The 26,218-nt window shown below is 64.7% G+C and carries 24 protein-coding genes; 13 read left to right on the top strand and 11 right to left on the bottom strand.

The window, feature by feature from the left end:
• Nucleotides 1–9: 9 nt before the first annotated feature.
• From R5N89_RS13795 to R5N89_RS13775, 5 genes are all read right to left on the bottom strand, one after another.
• Nucleotides 10–1,650 (bottom strand): electron transfer flavoprotein-ubiquinone oxidoreductase, encoded by a 1,641-nt coding sequence (locus tag R5N89_RS13795; RefSeq protein WP_110568621.1) that lies wholly within the window; start codon nt 1,648–1,650, stop codon nt 10–12.
• Nucleotides 1,651–1,798: 148 nt separating this feature from the next.
• Complete coding sequence (locus tag R5N89_RS13790) at nt 1,799–2,440, bottom strand: 2OG-Fe(II) oxygenase (RefSeq protein ID WP_110568622.1); 642 nt, start codon at nt 2,438–2,440, stop codon at nt 1,799–1,801.
• Between the two features lie 53 nt (nt 2,441–2,493).
• On the bottom strand, nt 2,494–3,858 hold the full coding sequence (gene hemN, locus R5N89_RS13785) for an oxygen-independent coproporphyrinogen III oxidase (RefSeq protein WP_110568624.1): 1,365 nt from the start codon (nt 3,856–3,858) through the stop codon (nt 2,494–2,496).
• Between the two features lie 4 nt (nt 3,859–3,862).
• Nucleotides 3,863–4,663 (bottom strand): OmpW family protein, encoded by an 801-nt coding sequence (locus tag R5N89_RS13780; protein WP_110568626.1) that lies wholly within the window; start codon nt 4,661–4,663, stop codon nt 3,863–3,865.
• Between the two features lie 139 nt (nt 4,664–4,802).
• Nucleotides 4,803–5,270: a hypothetical protein gene (locus R5N89_RS13775; protein ID WP_244192135.1), complete on the bottom strand. Its 468-nt coding sequence runs from the start codon at nt 5,268–5,270 to the stop codon at nt 4,803–4,805.
• Between the two features lie 209 nt (nt 5,271–5,479).
• Here R5N89_RS13775 and R5N89_RS13770 point away from each other — a divergent pair, with 209 nt between their 5' ends.
• Entirely contained in the window at nt 5,480–6,250 is a 771-nt protein-coding gene (locus tag R5N89_RS13770) for a Crp/Fnr family transcriptional regulator (protein WP_110568630.1), read from the top strand.
• Here R5N89_RS13770 and R5N89_RS13765 read toward each other — a convergent pair.
• Entirely contained in the window at nt 6,247–7,524 is a 1,278-nt protein-coding gene (locus R5N89_RS13765) for an AI-2E family transporter (protein ID WP_373320368.1), read from the bottom strand. The genes R5N89_RS13770 and R5N89_RS13765 overlap by 4 nt on opposite strands.
• A gap of 284 nt (nt 7,525–7,808) precedes the next feature.
• Here R5N89_RS13765 and pqqA point away from each other — a divergent pair, with 284 nt between their 5' ends.
• The 5 genes from pqqA to pqqE are packed head-to-tail and all read left to right on the top strand — an operon-like array spanning nt 7,809 to nt 10,987.
• Nucleotides 7,809–7,889: a pyrroloquinoline quinone precursor peptide PqqA gene (gene pqqA / locus R5N89_RS13760; protein ID WP_010508617.1), complete on the top strand. Its 81-nt coding sequence runs from the start codon at nt 7,809–7,811 to the stop codon at nt 7,887–7,889.
• A 59-nt stretch (nt 7,890–7,948) separates the two neighbouring features.
• Nucleotides 7,949–8,872, top strand: coding sequence for a pyrroloquinoline quinone biosynthesis protein PqqB (gene pqqB / locus R5N89_RS13755; protein WP_110568632.1), 924 nt, complete (start codon nt 7,949–7,951; stop codon nt 8,870–8,872).
• Nucleotides 8,869–9,606, top strand: coding sequence for a pyrroloquinoline-quinone synthase PqqC (gene pqqC / locus R5N89_RS13750; RefSeq protein ID WP_110568634.1), 738 nt, complete (start codon nt 8,869–8,871; stop codon nt 9,604–9,606). The genes pqqB and pqqC overlap by 4 nt, the downstream gene beginning before the upstream one ends.
• Nucleotides 9,603–9,884, top strand: coding sequence for a pyrroloquinoline quinone biosynthesis peptide chaperone PqqD (gene pqqD / locus R5N89_RS13745; RefSeq protein WP_110568636.1), 282 nt, complete (start codon nt 9,603–9,605; stop codon nt 9,882–9,884). Before pqqC ends, pqqD begins: the two co-directional genes overlap by 4 nt.
• Entirely contained in the window at nt 9,881–10,987 is a 1,107-nt protein-coding gene (gene pqqE, locus R5N89_RS13740; RefSeq protein WP_110568638.1) for a pyrroloquinoline quinone biosynthesis protein PqqE, read from the top strand. Before pqqD ends, pqqE begins: the two co-directional genes overlap by 4 nt.
• Here the strand turns inward: pqqE and R5N89_RS13735 are convergent.
• Nucleotides 10,968–12,752 (bottom strand): stimulus-sensing domain-containing protein, encoded by a 1,785-nt coding sequence (locus tag R5N89_RS13735; protein WP_208624663.1) that lies wholly within the window; start codon nt 12,750–12,752, stop codon nt 10,968–10,970. The genes pqqE and R5N89_RS13735 overlap by 20 nt on opposite strands.
• Nucleotides 12,749–13,459 (bottom strand): response regulator transcription factor, encoded by a 711-nt coding sequence (locus tag R5N89_RS13730; RefSeq protein WP_061275238.1) that lies wholly within the window; start codon nt 13,457–13,459, stop codon nt 12,749–12,751. Before R5N89_RS13730 ends, R5N89_RS13735 begins: the two co-directional genes overlap by 4 nt.
• Before the next feature lie 244 nt (nt 13,460–13,703).
• On the opposite strand from R5N89_RS13730, the gene R5N89_RS13725 reads away from it, so the two are divergent.
• From R5N89_RS13725 to R5N89_RS13700, 6 genes are all read left to right on the top strand, one after another.
• Entirely contained in the window at nt 13,704–14,309 is a 606-nt protein-coding gene (locus R5N89_RS13725; protein ID WP_110568640.1) for a nucleotide exchange factor GrpE, read from the top strand.
• 184 nt (nt 14,310–14,493) lie between these two features.
• A complete protein-coding gene (dnaK, locus tag R5N89_RS13720; RefSeq protein ID WP_110568642.1) occupies nt 14,494–16,398 on the top strand; it encodes a molecular chaperone DnaK in 1,905 nt (634 codons plus the stop codon).
• 190 nt (nt 16,399–16,588) lie between these two features.
• Nucleotides 16,589–17,716 (top strand): molecular chaperone DnaJ, encoded by a 1,128-nt coding sequence (dnaJ, locus tag R5N89_RS13715; RefSeq protein WP_110568644.1) that lies wholly within the window; start codon nt 16,589–16,591, stop codon nt 17,714–17,716.
• 184 nt (nt 17,717–17,900) lie between these two features.
• Nucleotides 17,901–18,689 carry a 4-hydroxy-tetrahydrodipicolinate reductase gene (gene dapB / locus R5N89_RS13710; RefSeq protein ID WP_110568646.1) on the top strand — a complete coding sequence of 263 codons (789 nt, stop codon included), beginning with the start codon at nt 17,901–17,903 and terminating at the stop codon, nt 18,687–18,689.
• Nucleotides 18,690–18,907: 218 nt separating this feature from the next.
• Nucleotides 18,908–20,095, top strand: coding sequence for a methionine adenosyltransferase (metK, locus tag R5N89_RS13705; protein ID WP_110568648.1), 1,188 nt, complete (start codon nt 18,908–18,910; stop codon nt 20,093–20,095).
• A 168-nt stretch (nt 20,096–20,263) separates the two neighbouring features.
• Entirely contained in the window at nt 20,264–20,968 is a 705-nt protein-coding gene (locus tag R5N89_RS13700; protein ID WP_110568650.1) for a tRNA (guanosine(46)-N(7))-methyltransferase TrmB, read from the top strand.
• Here R5N89_RS13700 and R5N89_RS13695 read toward each other — a convergent pair whose 3' ends face one another.
• Nucleotides 20,969–21,910: an SDR family oxidoreductase gene (locus R5N89_RS13695; protein WP_110568651.1), complete on the bottom strand. Its 942-nt coding sequence runs from the start codon at nt 21,908–21,910 to the stop codon at nt 20,969–20,971.
• Nucleotides 21,907–22,575, bottom strand: coding sequence for a DedA family protein (locus R5N89_RS13690; protein ID WP_244192136.1), 669 nt, complete (start codon nt 22,573–22,575; stop codon nt 21,907–21,909). Before R5N89_RS13690 ends, R5N89_RS13695 begins: the two co-directional genes overlap by 4 nt.
• A 96-nt stretch (nt 22,576–22,671) precedes the next feature.
• Between R5N89_RS13690 and R5N89_RS13685 the strand changes: the two genes are divergently transcribed.
• Nucleotides 22,672–24,651, top strand: coding sequence for a prolyl oligopeptidase family serine peptidase (locus R5N89_RS13685; protein ID WP_110568653.1), 1,980 nt, complete (start codon nt 22,672–22,674; stop codon nt 24,649–24,651).
• A gap of 79 nt (nt 24,652–24,730) precedes the next feature.
• Here R5N89_RS13685 and R5N89_RS13680 read toward each other — a convergent pair whose 3' ends face one another.
• Nucleotides 24,731–26,209, bottom strand: a complete 1,479-nt coding sequence (locus R5N89_RS13680) for a sugar porter family MFS transporter (RefSeq protein ID WP_110568727.1) — start codon at nt 26,207–26,209, stop codon at nt 24,731–24,733.
• Between the last annotated feature and the right edge of the window lie 9 nt (nt 26,210–26,218).

Raw genomic sequence — 26,218 nt, 5'->3', positions numbered from 1 at the left:
GCCGGGCAATTACATCCCGCCGGGATAGTTCGGGCCGCCCGCCCCCTCCGGCGTGGCCCAGTCGATGTTCTGCGCGGGGTCCTTGATGTCGCATGTCTTGCAGTGCACGCAGTTCTGCGCGTTGATCTGCAGGTGCGGGTCGGTCGCCTCATCGGCCACTTCATACACGCCCGCCGGGCAGTAGCGGCTTTCAGGCGCGCGGAACACATCCCAGTTCACCGTCTTCCACAGCGACATGTTGCGCACCTTGAGGTGGACGGGCTGGTCCTCCTCATGGTTGGTGGCGGACAGGAACACCGAGGAGAGACGGTCGAAGGTGATCTTGCCGTCGGGCTTGGGGTAGTTGATTTTCGGCGCGATCGAGGCCGGTTCCAGCACTTCGTTATCGGCGTGGCGGGTGTGCAGCGTCCACGGCGCGCGGCCACGCAGCAGCATGGCGTCGATGCCCGCATACAGCGCGCCGCCCTTCATGCCGAATTTGGCAAAAGCCGGACGGATGTTGCGCACGGTGCGCAGTTCATCCCACAGCCAGGAATCCTTGATGCGGCGGGTATAGGAACCCGGCTCCACGCGGCTGGTGGCCAGCGCCTCGCCCACGGCCTCGGCGGCCAGCATGCCCGACTTCATGGCCGTGTGCGTGCCCTTGATCTTGGGCACGTTGAGGAAGCCCGCCGTATCACCAATCAGTGCACCGCCGGGGAAGGTCAGGCGCGGAATGGACTGGATGCCCCCTTCCGACAGGGCGCGCGCGCCATAGGCGATGCGCCGTGCGCCCTCGAAATACGGGCGGAAGGAGGGGTGGAGCTTCACGCGCTGCATCTCGTCAAACGGCGAGAGCCAGGTGTTGGGGTAATCCAGCCCCACCACGAAACCGTAGGAGACGAGGTTTTCCCCAAAATGGTACATCCACGCGCCGCCATAGGTGCGGTCATCCAGCGGCCAGCCAAAGCTGTGCTGGATCAGGCCGGGGCGGTGCATCTCCTTGGGGATTTCCCACAGTTCCTTGATGCCCAGCCCGTAGGTCTGCGGGTCCACGCCCTGGCGCAGGTTGTACATTGCCATGACCTGTTTGGTCAGCGAGCCACGGCAGCCTTCGGCAAACAGGGTGTATTTCGCGCGCAGTTCCATGCCCGGCGCGTAATTGCCGGTGGGTTCCCCATCGCGGTCCACGCCCATGTCGCCCGTGGCCACACCGGCCACGCGCCCGCTCTCATCAACCAGCACCTCGGCGCCCGCAAAGCCGGGATAGATCTCCACGCCGAGTTCTTCCGCGCGGCCCGCCAGCCAGCGGCACAGGTCGCCAAGGCTCACGATGTAGTTGCCGTGGTTGCGCATGTGCGGCATCACGCGGTCGAGAAACGGAACCTCGATGCCGCCATTCTCGGTCAGGTAGAGCATCTGCTCTTCCGTCACGGGGGTGTTCAGCGGGGCGCCTTCCTCGCGCCAGTGCGGCAGGAGTTCCTCCAGCGCGCGGGGCTCGATGACCGCGCCGGACAGGATGTGGGCGCCGATCTCGCTGCCTTTTTCAATCAGGCACACGGTGGCATCGGGGGCAATCTGGCGCAGCCTGATGGCCGCGGCCAGGCCAGACGGGCCGCCACCTACGATGACGACATCGAATTCCATAGTCTCGCGCGGGGTCTCGCTCATACCTCTGTTGTCCTCTTGCGTCATGACCGGGATGACATGGGATGAAAGGGGTTAAACTTGTATAGGAGTGTTACCTAGAACCGATTGGTGCGCGAATAAAGCCTTGCGTGCGCATTCTGTTCCGTCCGGCCGCATGGCGGGGCCATATTCAGGCGGCGTGTGGCCTCTGGGCCAGTTCCTCCGTCGCCCGCCATTCGGGGCTGACGTAATTGACAATCAGCGTGCGCCGCACCCCGTGCAGCGGCCTGCGCACGAAGCCATGCCATGATTGCGCGGACGGAATAAATAGCAGCCCCGAATTGAACAGCCCCGAGGCACGCGCCACCGGCGTGCCCTCCGCGGTCATGATATCGGTGCCCCAGTCCATCGCCTCGGCACCCATCGAGAGCGAGACCAGAAGCGTCAGCCGCTTGGCGCCAATATCGGTATGCGGCTCAAGCCAGAAGCCATCGGTATCGAGGCACAGTTCAAGGCGCAGGGCGGCGTCTTCCAGCCGGGCATTGCACTGGCGGGTGAAGCCCGCGCGCGTGGCGGCGGCGTCGAACAGGCAGGCCAAATGGTCAAGTGCCGGGTGGGCTGCGCGCTGGGCAGGGGTTACGAACAGCCGGTGCCCGTTGCGGCCTGCGCGCTGGCCGCCGCTGTCGCCGCCAATGAACCGTGTGCCGGGCACCCATTGCACCAGGGAAGCGGCAATGGAGGCGGGCAGGACGTCATGCAGTTGCCAGTGGGGATAGGGCCACGGCAGGACGGGGCTTGCGGCAAGGGCGGCGGTGACGCAGTTGGTTTGCATGAAGGTCTGCTGCTGGTTGTGGGGGTGGGCCGTGCTGGTGCCGCGCGGGCGCGCTAGAGGGCGCTGGCGTGCCGGGTGCTGCTCTGGGCCGTGAGGTAGCGGTCAAAAGCTGCTGCGACATGCCGCACGAAAGGCCGTCCTTTTTCGGTAAGCCGCACTTCCCGGCCCGTGAGGGTGAGCAGCCCGTCAGCCACCATGGGCGCAAGACGGTTGCATTCGGTGTCGAAATGGCTGGCGGGCAGGCCGTGGCGGGCGCTCAGCGTGTCGAGATCGACCTGCATGGTGCACATGATCTGTTCAATAATATCGGCGCGGGCCCTATCATCTTCCTGCAGGCGCACGCCACGGGCCACGGGCAGACTGTCGGGCCGGGCCATGAGGCGGGCATAGGCGGCAGCCGAGACAGCGTTCTGTGTCATGCCGCCGGGCAGCGAGGAGATGGCCGAGGCCCCGATGCCGATCAGCACGGGCGCGCTGTCGGTGGTGTAGCCCTGAAAATTGCGGTGCAGCGTGCCCGCCCGCAGCGCATGGGCCATGCTGTCATCAGGGCTGACGTAATGATCGAGCCCCACAGGCAGGAAACCGGCCGCGCGCAGCACGCTGTCCATCGCCGCGCGCTGCATGATGCGCTCTTCCGCGCCCGGCAGGTCGCCCACGGGCATGAGGGTCTGGCGCTTCTGCTTCCACGGCACATGGGCGTAGCCGAACACGGCCAGCCGGTCAGGCTTCAGGCTGGCCACGGCCCGCGCCGTGCGGGCAACACCTTCGGTATTCTGCCGGGGCAGGCCATAGATCAGGTCGATATTGATGGAGGCGACACCTGCCCCCCGCAGCGCATCGAGGCAGTCGCGCGTCTGCTCCCAGCTCTGGATGCGGCCACAGGCCTGCTGCACGCTGGCATCAAGATCCTGCACGCCCATGCTGGCGCGGTTGAAGCCGAGTTCATGCAGCAGGGCCGGATAGTCGGGGGGGAGATGGCGAGGATCGACCTCGATGCTGATCTCGGCATCGGGTGCGATGTCAAAGTCGCGGCGGATGGCGTCCATCACGCGGCGCATCGCACTTGCGGGGAGCGTGGTGGGCGTGCCGCCACCCCATTGCAGGTGTGTGATACGGCGGCCGGGGCCGATCAGGGAGACGACGCGGCGCAGTTCCTCATGCAGCAGGGCGGCATAGGCGCTCCTTGCATCCGCATTGCGCAGCACGGCGGTATTGCACCCGCAGAACCGGCATAGCGTGTCACAGAAGGGAACATGCAGGTAAAGGGAAACCGGCTGGTCCGCCGGGAGGGAGGACAGCCAGTTGCGGCTGTCGTCCGGGCCCACCGCATCCGTAAACTGGGCTGCGGTGGGGTAGCTGGTATAACGCGGCAGGTTGCCCCCGTAGCGCGAAAGCAGGGTGCTGTCCGCCGCGTTCATGCCATCAGAACCGGTAGGCGATACCGGCGGAAATGACGGTCGGGTCCAGAGAGTCGTGGGCCTTGACCTTCAGGCTTTCGTCGCTGTTTTCAGCCCAGGCGTGCATGCGCACGAACATCTGCTTTACGTCGAAGTTGAAGAACCAGTTGCCAACCAGCTGGTAATCCACACCGGCGTTGATGGACGGGCCACCGGTAAAGCCGGAGTTCAGCTTGCTCAGACCCAATGCGCCGCTGGCATTCATGTTGTGGAACCACATGAAGGTGCCACCAATGCCCACATACGGGTTCAGGCGCTTGTGCGGGCGGAAATGCCAGGCCACCGTGACCGTGGGGGGCAGAACCCAGGCGCTGCCGACATCGGTCTTGCTGGTGCCGGTCAGCGCGGACAGGGCACCGCCATTGGCCTGCACTTCATGACGGGTGCTGGTCGCGATCAGGTCCAGCGAGATGTTGTCGGTCACGAAGTATTCGAACGTCAGCTCCGGCATGACCTGGTTGGTGGTCTTGACGCGGGTGCCAGTCAGTGCCGCGCCGTTCGCCCATACCTTGCTGTCACGATCTTCGGGCAGCACGCCCACGGCGGACAGGCGGATCATGAAATCGCCACGGCCCAGGCCGATCTTGGTGGAGGCGCAGGTCTCGAAGATGCCGCAATGGCCCTTCGGCTGCGCGGGTGCCACGGGTGCTGCCAGCGGGGCATTGACGTAGGTGGAGGGAGCCGCCGTCTGTGCGTGGCCCGCGACCGGTGCCAGCGCCGAGGCGCCAAGCACTGCCGACAGGGCGAGTTTGCGGATGTTCTTCATGGTAAGCAGACCCCAGTTTCTTTCCCGGCTGGCAGGCAGGCGAGAGGATTAAGAATATTCAAGTTAGTTTGATGTGTGCAGAAATCACGGCCACCTAGCACTCGGCCTTGATATGAATCAATCAACCAGCCAGAACTATTTACGTATTGTGGTCCAGCCTGACTGTTCTTTCGGTAATGTTGCCGGATGAACACAGTTTCAGAACCGGGCTGTATGGTTTTGCAACGGGTTTACTATGGGTGATGGTGCGCATGGCGTCACACCCCCACTCGCGCGCCAGTGTTTCCATGGCGGGGAGCAGCGCGTCGATAATGGTCTGCGCCCCGGTGTAGGACAGGGTGATGATGTAGTCCGATGTCAGGGTATCGCCCGAGCACAGGTCGAACCCCCGGCGGAAGGTGGCCATGCCGCAGGGCGGCCTGCCATCGCCATAGCGGGCGACAAGGATGCCCTGCCGCGCCCGTGCGCCGGGGCGGGCCAGCCTGCGGCCGATCCGCATCCATTCGCGCAGCGTAAGGTGTGGAAAGGACAGGCGCACAAGTGGATAAAGGAGCGGGACATCGGCGGGGTCCAGTCGTCTGACCATGGGCGGGGGGACGGCCTGCACGCGTCGGGATTTCCTCGGGCTAAGAATTTTTTGTTCTGATCGGTCACGTTTACCTTATATTTCTGGGTTGACTGCATTGATTTACATCAACCCATCCGCCATAGTCGTCGCTCTTGGCGAATGCATTTATTGTATTTCTAGGGAGCCAGGGCATGTCCGGTTACTTCGGCGCCGGAACGTGGGCGCCTGAAAGTGAATTGGAAATTAGCATGTCGGATATGCCTTCGTGTCAGTTTGAATCGAGGCCACGGCGTATCGTGATCGGGTCGGGTAGCGTGCAGGCGGATTTCTGTGCCAATTGCAGCGTCCGTCCCACCAGCGTCTGTAGCGTGATCGAACCCTCCGATATCTCCCGCCTGGCCGAAGTCGCGGTGGAAACCATCGTTTCCCCCGGTCGCGGCTTCATCGAGGAAGGCGCGCCCGCGACCGACTTCTTCAACGTGACATCAGGCACCGTGAAGCTGTTCAAGGCCCTGCCCGACGGGCGGCGCCAGATCACCGGTTTTGCCGCACCGGGGCATTTCCTCGGCCTTGCCGTCTCTGACAGCTACGCCTTTGGCGCAGAGGCGATTGATACGGTGCGCGTATGCCGCTTCTCGCGTGAGAAGATGGGCGAACTGCTCGATGATTTCCCCAAGCTCGAGCGCCGCCTGCTTGAAGAAGCCTCCAACGAACTCGTGGCCGCCCAGAACCAGATGCTCCTGCTCGGCCGCAAGACCGCGCGCGAGCGCGTGGCGAGCTTCCTGCTTGACCAGATGCAGGCTGGCCTCCTGCCCGGCCAGCCGCCACCATCAGGCGGGCGGCTGCACCTGCCCATGACCCGCGGCGATATTGCCGACTACCTGGGCCTGACCATCGAGACCGTCAGCCGCACGCTGAGCTGGATGCGCGCCCAGGGCATGATCGAGGTGGGCAAGGGCTACGCCATTACCATCGTGTCAACGGCCAAGCTTGAGGTTCTGGCCGCAGGCAACAGCTAGTCTTCCAGCCTGTCGGGGTCTTCATCCGGCGTGGCGCTGTCGGGTATTTCGCTAAAGAGCGGTTTTTGTGGCGCGGGATGGGCCGGGCCACCGACGATGTGACCCAGCGGGGTCAGAATTTCCACATGGTCGCAGATGATCTTGAACACCGCGAGCAGGGGCACCGACAAAAACGCCCCGAAAATGCCCCACAGCCAGTCCCAGAACATGAGTGACGCCATGACCAGCACCGGGTTGAGCGTAAAGCGCCGCGCCAGCACCATGGGGGTTATGGTCTCGCCTTCCGTCAGGTGAATGCACAGGTAGATGGCCGGGGGCAGCAGCGCCTGCCACACCGATGGATAGACGAACAGCCCCACCAGAAAATAGATGATGATGCCCATCATCGGCCCGATGATGGGGATGTAGTTGAGCAGGAACGCCACAACCCCCCACAGCAGCGGGTTGGGCATGCCCAGCAGCCAGCACTGCACCATGTTCACCACGCCCACGAGGCTGTTGATGATGGTGATGGTGGCCAGGTATTCCGACACATTGCGCTCAATCTGATAGGCGATCTGCACCGTGCGGCGCTTGTCGGCGAAGGTGGGCATGATCTCGACAAAGCGCCTGAGCAGGCTGTCCCCCTGCGCAAGCAGGAAGAACAGCATCAGGATCATGGTAAAGAACTGGCCCATGAACGCCTGCGTGCCCAGCAGGATGGAGGAGGAAAAGCGGTCAAGCCCCGCCACCCCGCCACCACCCGCGGGTGTGGACACGACAATGACATGCCCGTCCTGGCCCTGTGCATCGGTCGCGGCCGCCGTGGCGTGCCCGCCTGCGATGGAGAGGAAATTATGGATCCGGTCCGAAGCGCCGGTCAGGAGCTGGAATGGCCCGCGCAGGAAGGCCAGGCGTTCCTGCAATGTATTGACCGCATCGGGCGCGCGCTCCAGCCAGCCGGTGGCGGGCACGGAAATGGCGGTGCCCACCGCCCCCACCACGCCAAACACGCACAGGATCAGGCACAGCGCCGCCAGCGGCTTGGGCAGGTGCAGCCGCGTGTGCAGAAAGCGCAGTGGAGAGGACAGCAAAAGGTTGACCACCAGCGCCAGGATCATGGGCAGGATGATGGCCGAGGCGAAATACAGCGTATAGAACACCGCCAGCACGCTGAGCAGCAGCAGGCAGGCCGTGCGCGTGTCGAGGCGGCTGTGGCGCATGACCTCGATGGCGCGCTGCTGCTGGACCTGCTCGTAGGATGGCGGCGGGGTTGGCGGTGTCTCGGGCGGCATCGGTTCAGGTCCTGGCTTGTGCTGGCTTGGCCCGTATGGCCCGGGGCTGGTTATCCGCTTTCCCGCGCCCACCCGCTTCTTATGGCTGTATCGGGCAGGCAGGACCAAGGATTTTGGCACATTCCCGCTACGCAACCATTGCAGGGGGCGACGCGGTACACGCTAACGTGAATTTTCAGGCCCCATATGCCCCCACACACGACTTGAAAGTGGCGGGAGACCGGGCTCAAATACTCCATAGACGAAGGTTTCTGCCTTTCGCATACAAATCAATGGAGAGTCCCATGGCCTGGAATACCCCCAAGATCGTTGAAGTCCCCCTGGGCGCCGAGATCAACAGCTACGTCTGTGGCGAAAAGAAGTAAGATGGAAACATCGCCGCCTGTCTCGCACAGGCGGCGATTTTCTTTTACACTCTGCGTCCATGATCGACATTATCGTTCTCGGCGCGGCGGCGGGCGGCGGATTTCCCCAATGGAACTCCAACGCTCCCGGTTGCAGGCGGGCCAGGGCCGGCGATCCGGCAGCCCTGCCCCGCACACAGGCTTCCATCGCCATCAGCGGAGATGGAAAGAACTGGTTCGTGGTCAACGCATCGCCTGACCTGCGCACCCAGATCAACCAGACCCCGGCCCTCCACCCCAGCGAGGGCCTGCGTTCCACGCCCATCGCTGGCGTGATCCTGACGGGTGGCGAGGTGGATACCATCACCGGCCTGCTCACCCTGCGCGAGCGACAGCCCTTTACCCTTCTGGCCACGCCCGAAGTGCTGTCCATGCTGGACGCCAACCCCATTTTTGAAGCCCTGAACCGCGCGGTCGTGACCCGTGAACCGATGGGACTCGACCAGCCCCTGGCGCTGAAGCTGACCGACGGCAAGCCCGCGGGCCTGACCATCGTGCCCTTCGCCGTGCCCGGCAAGGTGCCGCTTTATGCCGAATCCGGGCCTGACCCTGCGGCCATATGTGAAAATGGCGAGACGATCGGCCTCGAGATTTCCGATGGCAGCCACCGCGTGTGCTTCGTGCCCGGCTGCGCGCGCATGACCGATAACCTGCGCGTGCGCCTGCGCGGGGCGGATGCCGTGTTCTTTGACGGCACGCTGTGGGTGGATGACGAGATGGTTCGCGCGGGCCTAGGTGAAAAGACCGGCCGCCGCATGGGCCATATGTCGATGGATGGCATGGACGGCACCATTGCCGCCCTGCATGACCTGGGCATCAAGCGCAAGATTTTCATACACATCAACAATTCCAACCCTGTGCTGCTGGCGGATACGCCCGAGCGCGCCGCCGTTGAGGCCGCAGGGTGGGAAATCTCCCATGACGGGATGAGGATTACGGCATGAGCGCACACCTGCTTTCCCCTGATGAACTTGAAGCAGCCCTCCGCGCCATCGGGGCGGAACGCTACCACAACCTGCACCCTTTCCACCGTGCGCTGCATGATGGCAGGCTCAACCGCGCGCAGGTGCAGGCCTGGGCGCTGAACCGCTATTATTATCAGGCCAGCATCCCCGCCAAGGACGCAACGCTGCTTGCCCGCCTGCCCACGGCGGAGCTGCGGCGCGAATGGCGCCGGCGGCTGGTGGACCATGATGGCGATGCACCGGGCACCGGTGGCGTGGCGCGCTGGCTCAAGCTGACCGACGGGCTGGGGCTGGATCGTGCCTATGTGGAGTCGCTCGAAGGGCTGCTGCCCGCCACCCGCTTTGCGGTGGATGCGTATGTGGCCTTCGTGCGTGATCGCTCCATCCTTGAGGCCATTGCCTCGTCGCTGACCGAACTGTTCTCGCCCACCATCATCAGCGAGCGCGTGGCGGGCATGCTGCGCCATTACGACTTCATCACGCCTGAGACGCTGGCCTACTTCCAGCCGCGCCTCACACAGGCCCCGCGTGATTCCGACTTTGCGCTGGGTTACGTGAAGGAACATGCCCGCACGCCCGAGCAGCAGCAGGCGGTGCTTGGCGCGCTCAAGTTCAAGTGCGGCGTGCTGTGGGCCATGCTTGATGAGCTGGAATACGCCTACGTCAATCCCGGTCGCATTCCGCCCGGTGCGTTCCGCCCGGATGCGGCATGAGCGCAGACCTGACAGACGACAGCGTTATCCGCTTCGCACGCGGGGTGCGGCTGCAGCATGACCGCGTGCGTGAGCGCTGGATCATCCAGGCGCCGGAGCGGGCCTTCATTCCCGACCCCATCGCAGCCGAGGTGCTCAAGCTGGTCGATGGCACGCGCACGCTGGGCCAGATCATTGCCGACCTGGCCAGCCGCTTTGCCGCCCCGGTTGATGTGATCGGGCGCGATGTCCATGTCATGGTCAGTGATCTCATGACCCGACAGGTGCTGGTGGCATGACCGAAACCATTCTCTCGCCCATGAGCCTGCTGGCGGAACTCACGCATCGCTGCCCGTTGCAGTGCCCGTACTGTTCCAACCCGCTGGCGCTGGAGCCGCGCCGCAACGAGCTTTCCACTGCCGAGTGGATCAGCGTGCTCGACCAGGCCGCCGGGATGGGGGTGCTGCAGGTCCATTTCTCCGGTGGCGAGCCGATGAGCCGCCCCGATCTGCCCGAACTCATCCGCCATGCGGTGGGGCTGGGGCTTTACACCAACCTCATCACCTCCGGCGTGCTGCTCAACGAGAAGACCTTCCCGGCGCTGGTGGAGGCGGGACTCGATCACGTCCAGCTTTCGTTTCAGGATATCGATACGGCAAATGCCGAACTTGTGGGCGGCATGAAGGGCGCGCAGGCTCGCAAGATCGAGGCGGCGCGACTGGTCGCCGCCGATGGCATGCCGCTGACGCTGAACTTCGTCATCTACCGCGAAAATGCCGAACGCGTGCCGCAGATGCTTGAGGCCGCCCTCCAGATGGGCGCGCGCCGGGTCGAGATCGCCCATACGCAGTATTATGGCTGGGGGCTGGCCAACCGCGCGGCCCTCATGCCCACCGCTGCCCAGCTTGAGCAGACCACCGAGGCAGTCGAAGCGGCACGGAAAAAATACGAAGGCCGCCTGACCATCGATTACGTCACCCCCGATTACTATGCCGACCGGCCCAAGCCGTGCATGGGTGGCTGGGGGCGGCGGTTCATCAACGTCTCGCCCTCGGGCCGGGTGCTGCCGTGCCACGCGGCCGAGACCATCCCCAACGTCGCCTTCCCTGACGTAAAGCATGACACGCTGGACCACATCTGGCGCGAGGCCCCGCTTTTTACCATGTTCCGCGGCACGGACTGGATGCCCCAGCCCTGCCGGAGCTGCGACCAGCGCGAGAAGGACTGGGGCGGCTGCCGCTGCCAGGCCCTGGCGCTGGCGGGTGATGCGGCAGCAACCGACCCGGTCTGCTCGCGCGCGCCCGACCATGAGCGAGTCAAGGCCGTGCTCGATACCCTGCCCGCTGAACCCCCGCCGTTTCGCTACCGGCGGTATGCGCGCGCTACGGATGAGGTCGGCTGACCTCACCCTTCACGTCCACGCGCGGCAGGCAGATCACGAAGCGCGCGCCCTGCACGTGGCCATCGGCGTCCATGCGGTTTTCCGCGCTGATGGTGCCGCGCAGGGCCTCGATGATCTGCTTGCTGATCGACAGGCCCAGGCCGGAATGCTGGCCGAAATTCTCGCTGCTTGGCCGCTCGGAATAAAAGCGGTCGAAAATGTTGTCGAGCTTGGCCTGCGGAATGCCCGGCCCTTCATCGCTGACCGCAATTTCCACCATGCCGCCCGCAGGCACCGCGCTGAGCAGGATCTTGCCATCGGGCGGCGAGAACGAGATGGCGTTGCCGATCAGGTTGCGCAGCACCTGCACCAGCCGGTCTTCCACCGCCAGCACCACCAGCCTGCGTTCCGGGCTGTCGCCGCTGCTCGCCACCGCCATGAAGGGCTGGCCCGGCTGGCGGGTGGCCTGATGGATTTCGGCCAGCACGGACAGCAGCGGCACGATGGCCACCGGCTCGGCACGGGTGCGTGAGAGTTCGGCATCCACGCGGCTGGCATCGGAAATGTCGGTAATCAGCCGGTCGAGTCTGCGCACGTCGTCATTGATGATCGACATGAGGCGGCGCTGGCGCTCGGGGTCGTCGATGCGCAGCAGGCTTTCAATGGCCGAGCGGATGGAGGAGAGCGGGTTCTTGATCTCGTGGCTGACATCGGCGGCAAAGCGCTCGATGGCGTCCATGCGGGCCCACAGTGCGCTTGCGCTGTCCTGCAGCGCGCGGGCGACCTCGCCAATCTCGTCGCGCCGGGCGAGCAGGCGCTCGGGCACCATGTCGGTGCGGTCGGAGGATTCGCGCATGGTATGGGCCGAGGCCGCCAGCCGCAGCAGGGGCCGCGCAATGGTGAGCGACAGGTACCACGACAGCAGGATGGTCAGCGCCAGCGCCATGAGGAACAGCGACAGGATGGAGGAGCGCACCGCAAACAGCGAGCGGTCCACATCACGCGCCTCACGCGTGAGCTGGATGATGCCCACCGTGGTCTGCCCCGCATGCATGACCGGCTCGGCCACGGTCACCATAAGCTGGTGGTCGGCGTTGCGGCGGATATAGGGCGGAATTTCCATCACCCGCGTGCCATCCGGCTGGGTGACGGGCTGGATCGACGGGTCTGAATCCGGCGTGTCCAGCGTCATGATCCGCTCGCCCGAGAGCGTGGGCAACTGCGCCAGAAGCCAGTTATACAGCCGCTCGCCCATATTGATCGAGGCCCCGTGAGGGGGGGCTGGATGCTCGTCTTCCTCAGCCGGTGGCAGGGGCGTTGCCTTGATGCCGAAGCCTGCCTGTTCCACGCGGCTGTCGGCCACGATCTGTCCATCAGGGGCGAACAGGCGGGCATGGGCGCTCGGGCTGGGCTCGGTCAGGCGCAGCAGCAGCGGGCCCGCAAGATCAGGGGCCAGGGTCACGTCGCGGCGCGACACGATCACGGCACTCTGCCCCAGCGCGCCCGCATAGATGCGCGCCTGCTCGCGCAGCGCCGAGACCTCGGCCTCGAGCAGGCTGTTCTGGAACTGGGTGAGATAGAGCAGCGTCAGCGCCAGCAGGCCGAGCGGCAGGGTGTTGACCAGCAGGATGCGCCGCATGAGCGGCGAGACCAGCCGGGTGCGGTATTCCATGAATTCGGCTACCGCGTTCTGCTGCTCGCCGCTCCAGCGCCGGGGCAGCAGGCGGCGCAGCGGGGCCGGGAGCCTGATGGCGGACAGGAAGGAAGGGGGCACCGGCGTGGTCATTCTTCCTTGTAGCGGTAGCCGATGCCGTACAGCGTCTCGATCTGGTTGAACTCGTCATCCACCTGCCGGAACTTCTTGCGCACGCGCTTGATGTGGCTGTCGATGGTGCGGTCATCCACGTAGATGTTCTCGCCATAGGCGGCATCGATCAGCTGGTCGCGCGACTTGACCAGGCCGGGGCGGGCGGCGAGCGCCTTGACGAGCAGGAACTCGGTGACCGTAAGCTGGATGTCGCGCCCGTGCCACAGGCACTGGTGGCGGGTTTCATCAAGCGACAGGCCGCCGCGCACCATGGTGCCGGTGGGGCTGATGCCCGCCGCCTCGCTGCGGCTGACCTCGTTGCGGCGCAGCAGCGCGCGGATGCGCTCGAGCAGCAGGCGCTGCGAGAACGGCTTGGTGATGTAGTCATCCGCTCCGAGCCGCAGGCCCATGAGCTGGTCCACTTCCTCATCCTTGGAGGACAGGAAGATCACCGGCAGCTGCGAGCGCGCGCGCAGGCGCTGGAGCAGTTCCATCCCGTCCATGCGCGGCATCTTGATGTCAAGCACTGCCAGGTCTGCCGGGCGCGATGACAGACCATGCAGCGCACTCTCGCCATCGGTATAGGTGCGGACGATGAAGCCTTCCGCCTCCAGTGTCATCTGCACGGAGGTCAGGATGTTCCTGTCATCGTCAACCAGCACGATCGTCTGTTTCGTTGGCTCCATGGGGGCTCTCTTTTTGCTCCTTCGCCGATCCGGGCATGACCGCCAGCATCTTGCCTGGCAGGCGCGCGCAGCATAGCGTCATAACCGCCCGCATGTCATGAGGGGATGCGGGTGCCGGGATCCCCTGGAATGATAACGTCATTCCGGCTGCTCCGTTCACGGCAGGGATGTTGCGCAAAATCGGCATGTCTGCCCGGAGCGCAATGCCTTGTCCATCGGTCAGTCGTTACCTACTTGTAAGAGCATGAGCGAGAACACAGACCCCACCCCCTTTGCCGACGCCCCCCACGGCGACGGCACGCCCTCCGGCGCACAGGATGCGCACGCCCATGAAGCGGCCCCCGCGCCCGAGGCTGAAGCCGGAACCGACCCGCGCATAGCCGAGCTTGAAGCCGAAGTCTCGGCCATGCGCGACAAGTGGATGCGCGCGGAAGCCGATATGCAGAACCTGCGCACCCGCACCAAGCGCGAAGTGGAAGATGCCCGGCAGTACGCCGTGCAGAAATTCGCCAAGGACGTGGTCGAGGCCGCCGAGAACCTCAAGCGCGCGCTCGCCAGCCTGCCCAAGCCTGTTGAGGGCGAGGACAAGCTGCTGACCAGCATGCGCGAAGGCATCGAGAGCACCGAGCGTTCGTTCATGGGCATTCTCGAGCGCAATGGCATCAAGGCGGAAGACGCGAAGGGCAAGCCCTTTGACGCCAACCTGCACCAGGCCATGAGCCAGCAGCACAGCGACGAACACCCGGTCGATACCGTGATGGAGGCCTGGACCCCGGCGTGGACCCTGCATGGGCGGCTGCTCAAGCCGGCCATGGTGGTCGTGTCGAAAGGCCCGGCGCAGGCAGGGTGAAATCCCGCCCGCGCATGGCTGGCTCCTCTTGAAAGCGATGCCCGGGCTGCCTACATCGGATAATGATGACGGCGTGCGGGTGGATGTGAAAAGACAGTCCGCACCACGCGCCGGAATACTGAAAAAAGAAGGGTCTGTCCCGATGCTTCGGGTCCGGACAGGCCGCTGAAAAGGAGAAGATTACATGAGCAAGGTTATCGGTATCGACCTTGGTACGACCAATTCCTGCGTTGCCGTGCGTGAAGGCGACGAAACGCGGGTTATCGAGAACAGCGAAGGCGCGCGCACGACCCCGTCGATGGTCGCCTTTACCGACAGTGGCGAGATGCTCGTAGGCCAGGCCGCCAAGCGCCAGGCCGTCACCAACCCCGCCAACACGCTTTATGCCGTCAAGCGCCTGATCGGCCGCCGTTATGACGACCCGACCGTGGCGAAGGACAAGGGCCTTGTCCCCTACGAGATCGTCAAGGGCGACAACGGCGATGCATGGGTCGAGGCCCAGGGCAAGAAATACGCGCCCGCGCAGATCTCCGCCTTCATTCTGGGCAAGATGAAGGAAACCGCCGAATCCTATCTCGGCGAGCCGGTCAAGCAGGCCGTCATCACCGTTCCGGCCTACTTCAATGACGCCCAGCGTCAGGCCACGAAGGATGCGGGCCGCATCGCGGGCCTTGAAGTGCTGCGCATCATCAACGAGCCGACCGCTGCTGCCCTGGCCTATGGCCTGCAGAAGAAGGACGGCGGCACCATCGCGGTCTATGACCTTGGCGGCGGCACGTTCGACGTGTCCATCCTCGAGATTTCCGATGGCGTGATCGAGGTGAAGTCCACCAACGGCGACACCTTCCTTGGTGGTGAAGACTTCGATGCCCGCATCATCGGCTTCCTGGCCGACGAGTTCAAGCGCGAGCAGGGCATCGACCTGCGTCAGGACAAGCTGGCCCTGCAGCGCCTGAAGGAAGCGGCGGAAAAGGCGAAAATCGAACTCTCCTCCTCCAAGGAGACCGAGATCAACCTGCCGTTCATCACGGCTGATGCGTCCGGCCCCAAGCACCTCGTGGTCAAGCTGAGCCGCGCGAAGCTGGAAAGCCTGGTCGATGACCTGATCCAGCGCACGCTCGAGCCCTGCCGCGCGGCGATGAAGGATGCGTCCGTCTCGTCGGGCGAGATCGATGAAGTCATCCTGGTGGGCGGCATGACCCGCATGCCCAAGGTGATCGAGGCTGTTAAGGCGTTCTTCGGCAAGGAACCCGCCCGCAACGTGAACCCCGACGAAGTGGTCGCCATCGGCGCCGCGGTGCAGGGCGCGGTGCTGCAGGGTGACGTGAAGGACGTGCTGCTGCTCGACGTAACCCCGCTGTCGCTGGGCATCGAGACGCTCGGTGGCGTGTTCACCCGCCTGATCGACCGCAACACGACCATCCCGACCAAGAAGAGCCAGACCTTCTCGACCGCGGAAGACAACCAGAACGCCGTGACCATCAAGGTCTATCAGGGCGAGCGTGAAATGGCGGCTGACAACAAGCTGCTGGGCAATTTCGACCTGACCGGCATCGCTCCCGCCCCGCGCGGCGTGCCGCAGATCGAGGTGACGTTCGACATCGACGCCAACGGCATCGTGTCCGTCTCGGCCAAGGACAAGGCGACCGGCAAGGAACAGCAGATCAAGATCCAGGCTTCTGGCGGTCTGTCCGAGTCCGACATCGAGAAGATGGTGAAGGACGCCGAAGCCAATGCCGAGGCCGACAAGGCCAAGAAGGAGCAGGTCGAGGCCCGCAACCAGGCCGAAGGCATGACCCATCAGGTCGAGAAGTCACTGGCGGAAGGTGGCGACAAGATCCCGGCTGCGGACAAGACCGAGGCGGAAGCCGCGATCGCCGCCGTGCGCAAGGCGCTTGAAGGCACTGACGCCGAGGCGCTGAAGACCGCGACCGATCACCTGACGCAGGTGGCCATGAAGGTTGGCGAAGCCATTCACAAGGCGGGCCAGGCTGAAGGTGCGGCCGGTGCCCCCGGCGGGGCTGCGCCGAAGGACGAAAAGGTCGTCGACGCCGACTTCGAGGACGTGGACGACTCCAAGAAGTCCTGATTGCCGCAAGGCGTCATACAGGCTCCGGAAAACGGGGTGCAGACCTGCGGGCCTGCACTCCCCTTCCACCAAGGTGGCGCCCGTGCTTCTTTGAAGACGGGCGCTTTTCATATTCTGCCCAACAACGACAGATGGAACGCGAGGATCGTGCCGCGACAAGCCGGGCGGCCGCGTTTGCTAGAGGACCGACATGGCCACCAAGATAGATTATTACGCAGCTCTCGAGGTTGCGCGCGATGCCAATGGCGACGAGATCAAGCGGGCATATCGCAAGCTGGCCATGAAATACCATCCCGACCGCAATCCGGGCGATGCGGAAGCGGAAAACAAGTTCAAGGAAATCAGCGAAGCCTACGACGTGCTGAAAGATGACCAGAAGCGCGCCGCCTATGACCGCTTTGGCCATGCCGCGTTCGAGGGCGGTGGTCCCGGGGCGGGCGGATTCGACTTCGGTGGCGGCGGCCTTGGCGACATCTTCGAGCAGATGTTTGGTGACATGATGGGCGGCAGGCGTGGTGGCCGCCGCTCGGGCGCTGATATCCAGGTGCAGGTCACCATCACCTTTGCCGAGGCTTTTGCGGGGGTGAAAAAGGAAATCACCATTCCCACCCGCGTCACCTGCAAAAGCTGTGATGGCACCGGCTCTGCCGACAAGGACCAGCCGCCCGAAACCTGCCCCTCGTGCCACGGCGCGGGCAAGGTGCGCGCGCAGCAGGGCTTTTTCGCCATCGAGCGCCCCTGCCCCACCTGCCACGGCACCGGCCGCCTGATCCGCAACCCGTGCAAGGAATGCCATGGCGCGGGCACGGTGGAAAAGAACCGCACCATCGAGGTGGCGATCCCCGCAGGCGTTGAGGATGGCACGCGCATCCGTGTCAGCGGCGAGGGCGAGGCCGGCGGCAAGGGCGTGCCCGCAGGTGACCTGTATGTGCATGTGGCGGTAGAGGCGCATGCCATCTTCCAGCGTGATGGCGCCAATATCTATTGCCGCGTGCCGGTGCGCATGGGGCAGGCCGCCCTTGGCACCGAGATCGAGGTGCCGGTGGTTGATGGCTCGCGCGCCAAGGTCAAGATCCCGGCAGGCACCCAGACGGGCGAGCACTTCCGCCTGCGCGGCAAGGGCTTCTCGGTGCTGCGCTCATCCGCGCGGGGCGACATGTACATTCAGGTCGTGGTCGAGACCCCGCGCCACCTGAGCAAGCGCCAGCGTGAACTGCTGGAGGAATTCGAGGCTGATGCCGTAGGCCACGCCAAGGGCAGCCCCGAGAGCACGGGCTTCTTCAGCAAGGTGAAGGACTTTTTTGAAGGCAAGCTGTAAGCCTGCTTTCACGCCATGGCGACCATGGCGTGCAGATGGTTGAAATTGCTGATGGGTCAGGTGTAGGGTCGAACCACTATTCATGGTGAATCCCCCCCAACCTGCACCATGGATAGAGTTCAGGCGGCGCGATCCCCCGGTCGCGCCGCCATTTGCATATCTGGGCACTGGTGGAGAAAACAGCATGAACGCGCAGCCCCTGCGGATCGGGATTACGGGCCTCAATGGCCGTGTCGGTCGCCTTCTGGCGCAGGAAGTGCCAGCGGCCGGGGCCGTGCTGGCCGGTGGCACGACGCGCGATGGCCGCCCTGTTGACGGGATCGATTGCCCCGTTCATGCCGATATCGCCACCCTTGCCGCGCAGTGCGATGTGGTGATCGACTTCACCCATGCCAGCACGGTCGTGGGCCATGCCCAGGCCCTGGCAACAGCAGGCACGGCCTGGGTGTTGGGCACGACCGGGCTTTCAGTTGCCGACCAGCAGGCGGTCGATCAGGCCGCGACCCGCATTGCCGTGGTGCAGGCGGCCAATTTCTCGCCCGGTGTCACGCTTGTCACGCGCCTTGCGCGCCAGATGGGCGCGGTGCTGCCCGGCAGCGAATATGATGCCGAGATACTGGAAATGCATCATCGGCAGAAAGTGGATGCCCCTTCGGGCACGGCGCTGGCCATGGGCCGCGCGGTGGCTGATGGGCGGGGCATCAGGTTGGAAGAGCATATTGAAAGCGGACGTGACGGGCACACCGGCCCGCGTGCCGATGGCGCGATCGGTTTTGCTGCCCTGCGCGGCGGGCAGATCGTGGGCGAGCATTCGGTCATTTTCACGTCCAGCCATGAACAGATCAGCCTGACCCACCGCTCCTTTGACCGCAGGGTGTACGCCACGGGCGCAGTCCGGGCCGCGCACTGGCTGCGCGGGCATAAGGTGGGGCTTTATGATATGGAAGACGTGCTGGGCCTGCCGCGCGAATAAAATAGAATACTGATAAAAAACTTTCTCATGTCCGCGCAATGTTTGCGCGACTGATTTTCCACGCAGGGCTCCGGCCATCCCCGCGCAACAGAAACCTGCGGGAGGGTGCCATTCGGGGAAATGGCTTGACGCTTGGGCGGCTTTCCGCCAAACGCATGCGATCTTACGCCCGGTTTCGCAGGCGTTATTCTACTCCATACGAGGCAGACAGGACCATCATGCGCAATAAAGGCGATTTTCTGTTTACATCGGAATCAGTATCCGAAGGGCATCCCGACAAGGTCGCTGACCGGATCAGTGATACCGTTCTCGATGCATTCCTGACAGCAGACGGTGAATCCCGCGTTGCGTGTGAAACGATGGTCACCACCAACCGCATCATCCTTGCCGGTGAAGTGCGTGGTCCGTCTTCCGTTACACCCGACCTGCTGATCCAGGGCGCGCGCGATGCGGTGAAGGATATCGGCTACGATCAGGCCGGCTTCTCATGGCGCAATGCCGAGGTGGAATACTACCTCCATGCCCAGTCCGCCGATATTGCCGTGGGCGTTGACAGCGCGGGCGAGAAGGACGAAGGCGCAGGCGATCAGGGCATCATGTTCGGCTTCGCCACGCGTGAGACCGAAAGCCTCATGCCCGCGCCGCTGTTCTACGCGCATGACATCCTTCACCGCGTGCGCGACCTGCGCAAGGCGGGCGATCCGCGTGCAGCAGCCCTCCAGCCCGATGCCAAGAGCCAGGTCACGCTGCGCTATGTCGATGGCAAGCCCGTGGGCGCCACCTCGGTCGTGATCTCGACCCAGCACGTTGAAGGCGCCAGCCAGGCCACCATCCGCGAGGAACTTGGCAGCATCGTGCGTGATGTGCTGCCCGAGGGCTGGATGCCGCCGGAAGACGAATTCTACGTCAACCCGACCGGCGTGTTCGTGATCGGCGGCCCCGATGGCGATTGCGGCCTGACCGGGCGCAAGATCATTGTCGACACCTATGGTGGCGCTGCCCCGCATGGTGGCGGCGCGTTCTCGGGCAAGGACCCCACGAAGGTGGACCGTTCGGCAGCCTATGCCTGCCGCTACCTGGCCAAGAACGTCGTGGCCGCCGGCCTGGCCGATCGCTGCACGCTGCAGATTTCCTACGCCATTGGCGTCTCGCACCCGCTTTCGGTCTATGTGGACCTTGATGGCACGGGCAAGGACATTGACGAGGCGAAGCTTGGCCGCGTCCTGCGCGAGGTCATGGACCTCACCCCGCGCGGCATCCGCAAGCACCTGCGCCTCAACCGCCCCATCTACACCCAGACCTCCGCCTATGGCCATTTCGGCCGCACGCCGGATGCGGCGAAGGACGACTTCACCTGGGAGCAGACCGATCTGGTCGATGCCCTGCGTGGTGCGTTCAACCGCTAAAAAACAATAAAAGTTTTTTGGTGAAGCGTTTTGAAAAAAGCTTCACCAAAAACTTCTGTATCAGAGGGGGCTTGCCATGGCTGCTTGCAAAAGCGGGTCGTGGCGGCCCCCAATGCGTTTTTCAATCATGCCGTGCACCACGGCAGCAGGAGCAGGATTTTCGGATAGATGACGGCCTCCGTGGACGTAAAGGCATCGCCAGACCGACTTTATGGGCGTCAGCGCGGCCACCCGCTGCGCCCGCGCCAGCAGCGCCTTCTGGACCAGACGCTGCCGCGCCTGCGCTTTGCGGAAAGCGCGATTGCTGATCCGGCCACGGGCTTTGGCCACAGGCCCGCGCAGGTCTGGCTGGAAGTGGGTTTTGGCGGGGGCGAGCATTCGCTGGCCCAGCACGCAGCCCATCCCGATGTGGGCTATATTGCCTGCGAGGTGTTCGAGAACGGCCTGTGTTCCCTGCTCTCGCGCGTGGTGCCCGATGGCGGCGAGGAAACCGCCCCCGTGCCCGACATGCTGCGGGTGTGGGATGAGGATGCACGCATTCTGCTGCGTGGCCTGCCAGATCAGTCGATCGACCGCCTGTTTCTCATGTTCCCCGATCCGTGGCCCAAGTCGCGCCATGCCAAGCGCCGCTTCGTGCACCCCGAGACGGTGAAGATGGCGGCCCGCATCCTGCGCCCCGGCGCCGTGTGGCGCGTGGCCAGCGATGACCCGACCTATCAGGCCTGGGTGGAGGAAGTGATGGGCGCGCAGGACCTGTTTGACACAGCCCCCCCCGCCACCGTGCGGCCCGAAGGCTGGCCCCCCACCCGCTATGAGGCCAAGGCCCTCAAGGCAGGCCGCCAGCCGATGTACTGGACCTTCACCCGCCGCTGATTACGACAGCGACGTGCCCGTCAGCCGTTCCGCCGCCTGCCACAGCCGCCGTGCAATGGTCAGGTCGCGGGCAGCGGGCGGCACGAAGGCCTCGGTCACCGGCCCCCGGCGCTCGCCCCAGCCGCCGGGGCCGTAGTAACCGCCATCACGCGCCTCGGGTGCCATGGCGGCGAATTCGATGGGCAGCGCCCCATCCATGGCGGACTGCCCCATCAGCCGGAAGGCCCATACCGCGCCAAAGCGGGTCATGCGCTCATGCAGGCCCTGGTCGTTATTGAGGCGGCTGGTGGCGATATCGGTCATGGACCAGCCGGGGTGGGCTGCGATGGAATGCAGGTTCCAGCCATGCGTGCGGGCCTGCCGGTCAAGTTCCAGCGCCAGAATGAGGTCAGCCAGCTTGCTCTGGCGGTAGGCGCGGAACGGCGCGTAGCGGCGGCGGGCCTGCAAATCATCAAACACGATCTGGCCGGTCAGCGCCGCAAGGCTTGCTACTGTCACGACCCGGCCACCATGGCGGGGCGCGCAGAGCAGCGGGCGCAGGCGCGCGGTGAGTGCGAACGGCCCGAGAAAATTGGTGCCGAACTGCAACTCGAAGCCATCGCGCGTTTCCAGCCGGTGGGGCGTGCCCATCACGCCGGCGTTGTTGACCAGCACATCGAGCGTATCGGTCTCGGCGGCAAGGTCGCGGGCGAAGGTCGCGATCGAGTCAAGGGAGGCGACATCAAGCAGGCGGAAGGAGGCATTGGCCCCCGGCGCGTCATGTTGCAGGCGCGTCAGGGCGGCCAGCCCCTTGTCGGGGTTGCGGCCCGCCAGCATGACCCGCGCGCCGCGCTGTGTCAGGCCAAGGGCGGTCTGGTAGCCCAGGCCACCGGTCGCACCCGTGACCAGGGCCAGGCGCCCGTCCATGCGGGGGGCCTGTTTTATGGTCCAGTGTCTGCTCATGGTTCAGCCTGTTCTCCGGGTTGGTTCATTTCTTTCTCGGCGGCGGCTTCAGCCTCGGCCGTCAGCCGCGCTTCGTTGCGGCGCAGGAAGATGATGGCACACACCAGCACGATCCCGCCACAGATGGCGACCGCTATGCCCACCGGGCCAGACAGCCGCGTGATGCGGTTACCCAGATAATAGGCCGCATAGGCGTAGCCCCCCGCCCATAATATGCCCCCCATGGCGTTGAACAGGAGGAATTTGGGCCACGCCATGTGGTTTGCGCCTGCCAGCAGGGCAACAAATACCCGCAATATGGCGATAAAGCGCCCCAGGAACACGATGATGCCCCCGTGACGGCGGAACAGGAAGCGCCCGAGTTGCAACCGCCGCGCCGTCAGCCCGATGCGCGCGCCCTTGCGCTCGAGCAGCGGGTAGCCCAGCCATTTGCCAATCAGGTAGCCGCAGTTGTCGCCCATGATCGCGCCCACGATGGCGGCGGTCGCCACCCATCTGATATCCAGCCTGTGGGTGGTGGCGCAGTAAAGAGCTGCGGAGATGACCAGTGTTTCCGCCGGGAGCGGGATGCCCATGCTTTCGAGCATGACAATGACCCCGATCACGCCATAGCCGTAATGCTGGAAAAGGGATTCAAGATGGTGAAGCAGCGGACTACCTGTCACAGATAAGAAGATTATGTAGGGTACGGGTTCAGGCCGTGAAACACGGTTTGGGCAATCCCGACACCATTGTCACGCATAAATGGCAGGAGCTAAAGCATGACCCAGTCCGGCACCAGCGGCAAGACGGACATCGATACAAGCCCTTATGGCACCTGGACCTCACCCGTCAGCGCGGCGCTGGTGGCGGGGCAGACGGTGTCGCTGTCCGATGTGCGGGTTGATGGGCGGGATATTTACTGGATCGAGGGCCGCCCGGCCGAAGGGGGCCGCCGGGTGCTGGTGCGCGCGCGCGCGGGAACGGTGGGCGATGTAACGCCCGCGCCGTTTGATGTCGGCACCCGCGTGCATGAATATGGCGGCGGGGCCTACAGCGTATGCCAGGGCCGGATTGCGCTGAGCAACCGGCGCGATGGCAGCGTGTGGCTGATGGAAGGCGGGCAGTCGCGCTGCCTTGCCGCAGGCGCGGGCCTGCGTTTTGCCGACCTGACCTTCAGCGCCGATGGCCGCTTCCTGTTCTGCGTGCGCGAGGATCATGGCGTGGCGGAGGGCGAGCCCGCCGCCGCCATCGTGGTGTTCGACTGCATGGCAGTGGTGGACGACCCGGCCTTCAATGGCGGCACGCCGCTGGTGATGGGGCCGGATTTCCTTTCTTCGCCGCGTCCTTCGCCCGATGGGCGGTACCTGGCCTGGATCGAGTGGGACCACCCCGCCATGCCGTGGGACGCCACCCGCCTGCGTGTCGCCACCCTGTTGCAGGAGGGCAGCGACCCCCCTCGCCTCGCAGCACCCTGGACGCTTGCGGGCGAGGACGGGCAGGCGGAATCCGTCATTGAACCAAGCTGGGATGTGGCAGGCCGCCTGCTCGCCCTGTCGGATCGCAGCGGGTGGTGGAACCTCTACCGGTTCGACACCACATCCTCCGCCCCGGTGGCGGTTGCCCCCATGCAGGCCGAAATTGGCCAGCCGCACTGGATCTTTGGCCTGCGCAGCTACGCGCTGCTGGCCGATGGCACGATCCTGGCCATGATCATAAGCGGCGGCGAAGCCCGCATGGCCTGCCTGCGTGATGGCGTGGCAACCCCCGTGGCGCTTGGCCATCCCGCCGGGTGCCCCGTGCCGGTGGAAGGTGGCGGCTTCGCGTGGCTCGACGTGCCGCCTGACAACGCGGCGGCGGTGGTGACCGGCAGCATGGGGCTGCCGCCGCAGGTGCTGCGCCGTGCCACCGACCTGCCGCTCGGGCCAGCCGATATTGCCCTGCCGCGCGCCATCACCTTTCCCCTGCCCGCAGGCGATGGCACGGGCCAGGCCTTTTTCTATGCGCCCACCAGCAGCCGCCATGCCGGGCCTGCGGACGAGACGCCGCCGCTGGTGGTCATGGCCCATGGCGGTCCGACCGGGCGGGCGAGTGCCGCCTTCTCGTTCAAGGTGCAGTGGTGGACCAGTCGGGGCTTTGCCGTGGTCGATGTCAATTATGGTGGTTCGACCGGCTTTGGCCGTGCCTACCGCCAGCGGCTGGAGGGCCAGTGGGGCGTGGTGGATGTGGATGACTGCATCGCCGCCTGCCATTATCTGGCCGGGCAGGGGCTGGTGGACCCGGCCCGCATCGTCATACGCGGCAGCAGTGCCGGGGGGCTGACGGTGCTGCTGGCGCTGGCGCGTTCCGACCTGTTTGCCGCGGGCACCAGCCTGTATGGCGTGACCGACCTGCGGGCGCTGGCAACCGATACCCACAAGTTCGAGTCACGTTATCTTGATACGCTGGTTGGCCCCTACCCTGCCGATGAAGCGACCTATCTGGCCCGCTCCCCCATTACGCAGGTGGCCCATATCAAGGCGCCGGTGCTGTTCCTGCAGGGGCTGGATGACAAGGTGGTGCCGCCCTCGCAGGCGCGTTCCATGGTGGCGGCCCTACGTGGGCAGGGCGTGCCCTGCGCCTTGTATGAATTTGCGGGCGAGGGCCACGGCTTCCGGCAGGAGGCTACCATACGGCAGGCCTGGGAGCTGGAACTGGCCTTCTACCAGCAGGTGCTGCGCCTGCCCGTGACCCCTGCCCTTACGGTTGATCTGAAAGCTTAGGGAAGTTTTTGGTGAAGCTTTTTTCAAAAAGCTTCTAAAGAACGCCGCCTTTTTTCAAAAAGGCGGCACCCCAAAACCTTTATTCCTCTTCCTCCACGATCGCGGTGTTGCCGCGCGTGGGGCGGAAGCGGCCCTCGCGCAGGGCCTCCTCTATATCCTCAAGCGAGGCGCCGCGCGTCTCCGGCACCATGAAATACACGAACAGCACCGAAAGCAGGTTCACCCCGGCATAGAACCACATGGTGCCCCCCAGCGTGATCTTGGTGACCAGCGTGAGCGCCGTGCTGGTCACCAGCAGGTCGCTGCCCCACAGCATGGCCGAATGCAGGCTGGTGGCGTTGCCGCGCATGGAAAGCGGGAACATCTCGGCACCAAGCAGCCAGCCCACGACCTGAATGCCACCGGCGTTGAACACCATGAACAGCAGCATGAACACGATGATCAGCCAGCTGCCCATGCTGCCCGGCTGCGGGTGGGCGAGGAACATGATGCCCAGCCCGATCAGGCTCAGCACGCTGCCCGGCCCCATGACCAGCACAAGGCGGCGGCGGCCGATGCGGTCAACAATGTTCGAGCCCAGCACGGTCATGACCAGATAGATGATGGAAATGCCAATGCTGGCCATCAGCGCCGATGAACTGCCAAACCCCGCATCCGACAGGAAGGTCGGCGCGTAGTAGATCATCATCTCAAGCCCGCCTGCCTGCGTGAAGAAGGCGACGCCAAGGGCGGCCACCAGTGCCGGGCGCACCCAGGGCTGGCGGATGCCGCGCCAGCCGACATCGCGCGGGTCGGTTTCCTCATTGGCGTTGGCGTGGATGCGGCGCATCTCGCGGCGGATCTCGCGCTCGGAGGTGCGGATGCGCTGGAGCTGCTCAAGGGCGGAATCCAGGCTTTCATGCTCTGCCGCCCAGCGCGGGCTCTTGGGCAGGAAGAACATGGAGATGAACACGCCCGCCGCCGGAATGGCCGCAATGGCCACCATTGGCCGCCAGCCCCATGAATCACGCGCGGCAAAGCCGATGATGTTGGCGGCAAAGATGCCGATGCCGATGGCGATGTTGAACATCGTGACCATGTGGCCGCGCTTGTGCGCGGGGGCGAGTTCCGAGATGTACATCGGCACCACCTGCGTGGAGCCACCGACCGCAAGGCCGAGGAACACGCGGGCCACGATGAGCGTATACACATCAGGCGAAAACGCGCAGGCCAACGCGCCAAGAACGAACACCGCCGTGACGATCATGACCGACTTGCGCCGGCCATAATGCTCCGACAGCCAGCCGGTGAGCAGCGAGCCAAGCACGGCGCCCGCGAGGATGGCGGAGGCCACCATCTCCTGCAGGAAGCTGCTGAGGTGGAAATCCTTGGTGATGAGCAGGAGCGCGCCCGACACGATGCCGGTATCGTAACCATAGAGGCCGCCACAGATTGCGGCCACGATGGCTGCGAGCCACAGGGTCTTGCGTGCGTTGGGTGAAATCTCGATCTGCGACAGATCGGGCAATGGTTCGGTTGGTTGCTGCGTGTTCTGGGTTGGGGGGGACTGGGTGTTCATGCGGGTGCC

The sequence above is a fragment of the Komagataeibacter sucrofermentans DSM 15973 genome (assembly GCF_040581405.1).
Lineage (GTDB): Bacteria > Pseudomonadota > Alphaproteobacteria > Acetobacterales > Acetobacteraceae > Komagataeibacter > Komagataeibacter sucrofermentans.
This window is presented reverse-complemented; position numbering and strand designations above follow the sequence as displayed.

What these genes read in the sequence shown, in the direction of transcription:
- R5N89_RS13695 (WP_110568651.1), bottom strand. Translation starts at nt 21,910, where the DNA reads ATGAGCAGACACTGGACCATAAAACAGGCCCCCCGCATGGACGGGCGC.
- dapB (WP_110568646.1), top strand. Translation starts at nt 17,901, where the DNA reads ATGAACGCGCAGCCCCTGCGGATCGGGATTACGGGCCTCAATGGCCGT.
- pqqA (WP_010508617.1), top strand. Translation starts at nt 7,809, where the DNA reads ATGGCCTGGAATACCCCCAAGATCGTTGAAGTCCCCCTGGGCGCCGAG.
- pqqD (WP_110568636.1), top strand. Translation starts at nt 9,603, where the DNA reads ATGAGCGCAGACCTGACAGACGACAGCGTTATCCGCTTCGCACGCGGG.
- R5N89_RS13685 (WP_110568653.1), top strand. Translation starts at nt 22,672, where the DNA reads ATGACCCAGTCCGGCACCAGCGGCAAGACGGACATCGATACAAGCCCT.
- R5N89_RS13680 (WP_110568727.1), bottom strand. Translation starts at nt 26,209, where the DNA reads ATGAACACCCAGTCCCCCCCAACCCAGAACACGCAGCAACCAACCGAA.
- R5N89_RS13700 (WP_110568650.1), top strand. Translation starts at nt 20,264, where the DNA reads ATGACGGCCTCCGTGGACGTAAAGGCATCGCCAGACCGACTTTATGGG.
- R5N89_RS13790 (WP_110568622.1), bottom strand. Translation starts at nt 2,440, where the DNA reads ATGCAAACCAACTGCGTCACCGCCGCCCTTGCCGCAAGCCCCGTCCTG.
- dnaK (WP_110568642.1), top strand. Translation starts at nt 14,494, where the DNA reads ATGAGCAAGGTTATCGGTATCGACCTTGGTACGACCAATTCCTGCGTT.
- R5N89_RS13730 (WP_061275238.1), bottom strand. Translation starts at nt 13,459, where the DNA reads ATGGAGCCAACGAAACAGACGATCGTGCTGGTTGACGATGACAGGAAC.
- hemN (WP_110568624.1), bottom strand. Translation starts at nt 3,858, where the DNA reads ATGAACGCGGCGGACAGCACCCTGCTTTCGCGCTACGGGGGCAACCTG.
- R5N89_RS13795 (WP_110568621.1), bottom strand. Translation starts at nt 1,650, where the DNA reads ATGAGCGAGACCCCGCGCGAGACTATGGAATTCGATGTCGTCATCGTA.
- pqqC (WP_110568634.1), top strand. Translation starts at nt 8,869, where the DNA reads ATGAGCGCACACCTGCTTTCCCCTGATGAACTTGAAGCAGCCCTCCGC.
- R5N89_RS13725 (WP_110568640.1), top strand. Translation starts at nt 13,704, where the DNA reads ATGAGCGAGAACACAGACCCCACCCCCTTTGCCGACGCCCCCCACGGC.
- metK (WP_110568648.1), top strand. Translation starts at nt 18,908, where the DNA reads ATGCGCAATAAAGGCGATTTTCTGTTTACATCGGAATCAGTATCCGAA.
- R5N89_RS13735 (WP_208624663.1), bottom strand. Translation starts at nt 12,752, where the DNA reads ATGACCACGCCGGTGCCCCCTTCCTTCCTGTCCGCCATCAGGCTCCCG.
- R5N89_RS13780 (WP_110568626.1), bottom strand. Translation starts at nt 4,663, where the DNA reads ATGAAGAACATCCGCAAACTCGCCCTGTCGGCAGTGCTTGGCGCCTCG.
- R5N89_RS13765 (WP_373320368.1), bottom strand. Translation starts at nt 7,524, where the DNA reads ATGCCGCCCGAGACACCGCCAACCCCGCCGCCATCCTACGAGCAGGTC.
- pqqE (WP_110568638.1), top strand. Translation starts at nt 9,881, where the DNA reads ATGACCGAAACCATTCTCTCGCCCATGAGCCTGCTGGCGGAACTCACG.
- R5N89_RS13770 (WP_110568630.1), top strand. Translation starts at nt 5,480, where the DNA reads ATGTCGGATATGCCTTCGTGTCAGTTTGAATCGAGGCCACGGCGTATC.
- dnaJ (WP_110568644.1), top strand. Translation starts at nt 16,589, where the DNA reads ATGGCCACCAAGATAGATTATTACGCAGCTCTCGAGGTTGCGCGCGAT.
- pqqB (WP_110568632.1), top strand. Translation starts at nt 7,949, where the DNA reads ATGATCGACATTATCGTTCTCGGCGCGGCGGCGGGCGGCGGATTTCCC.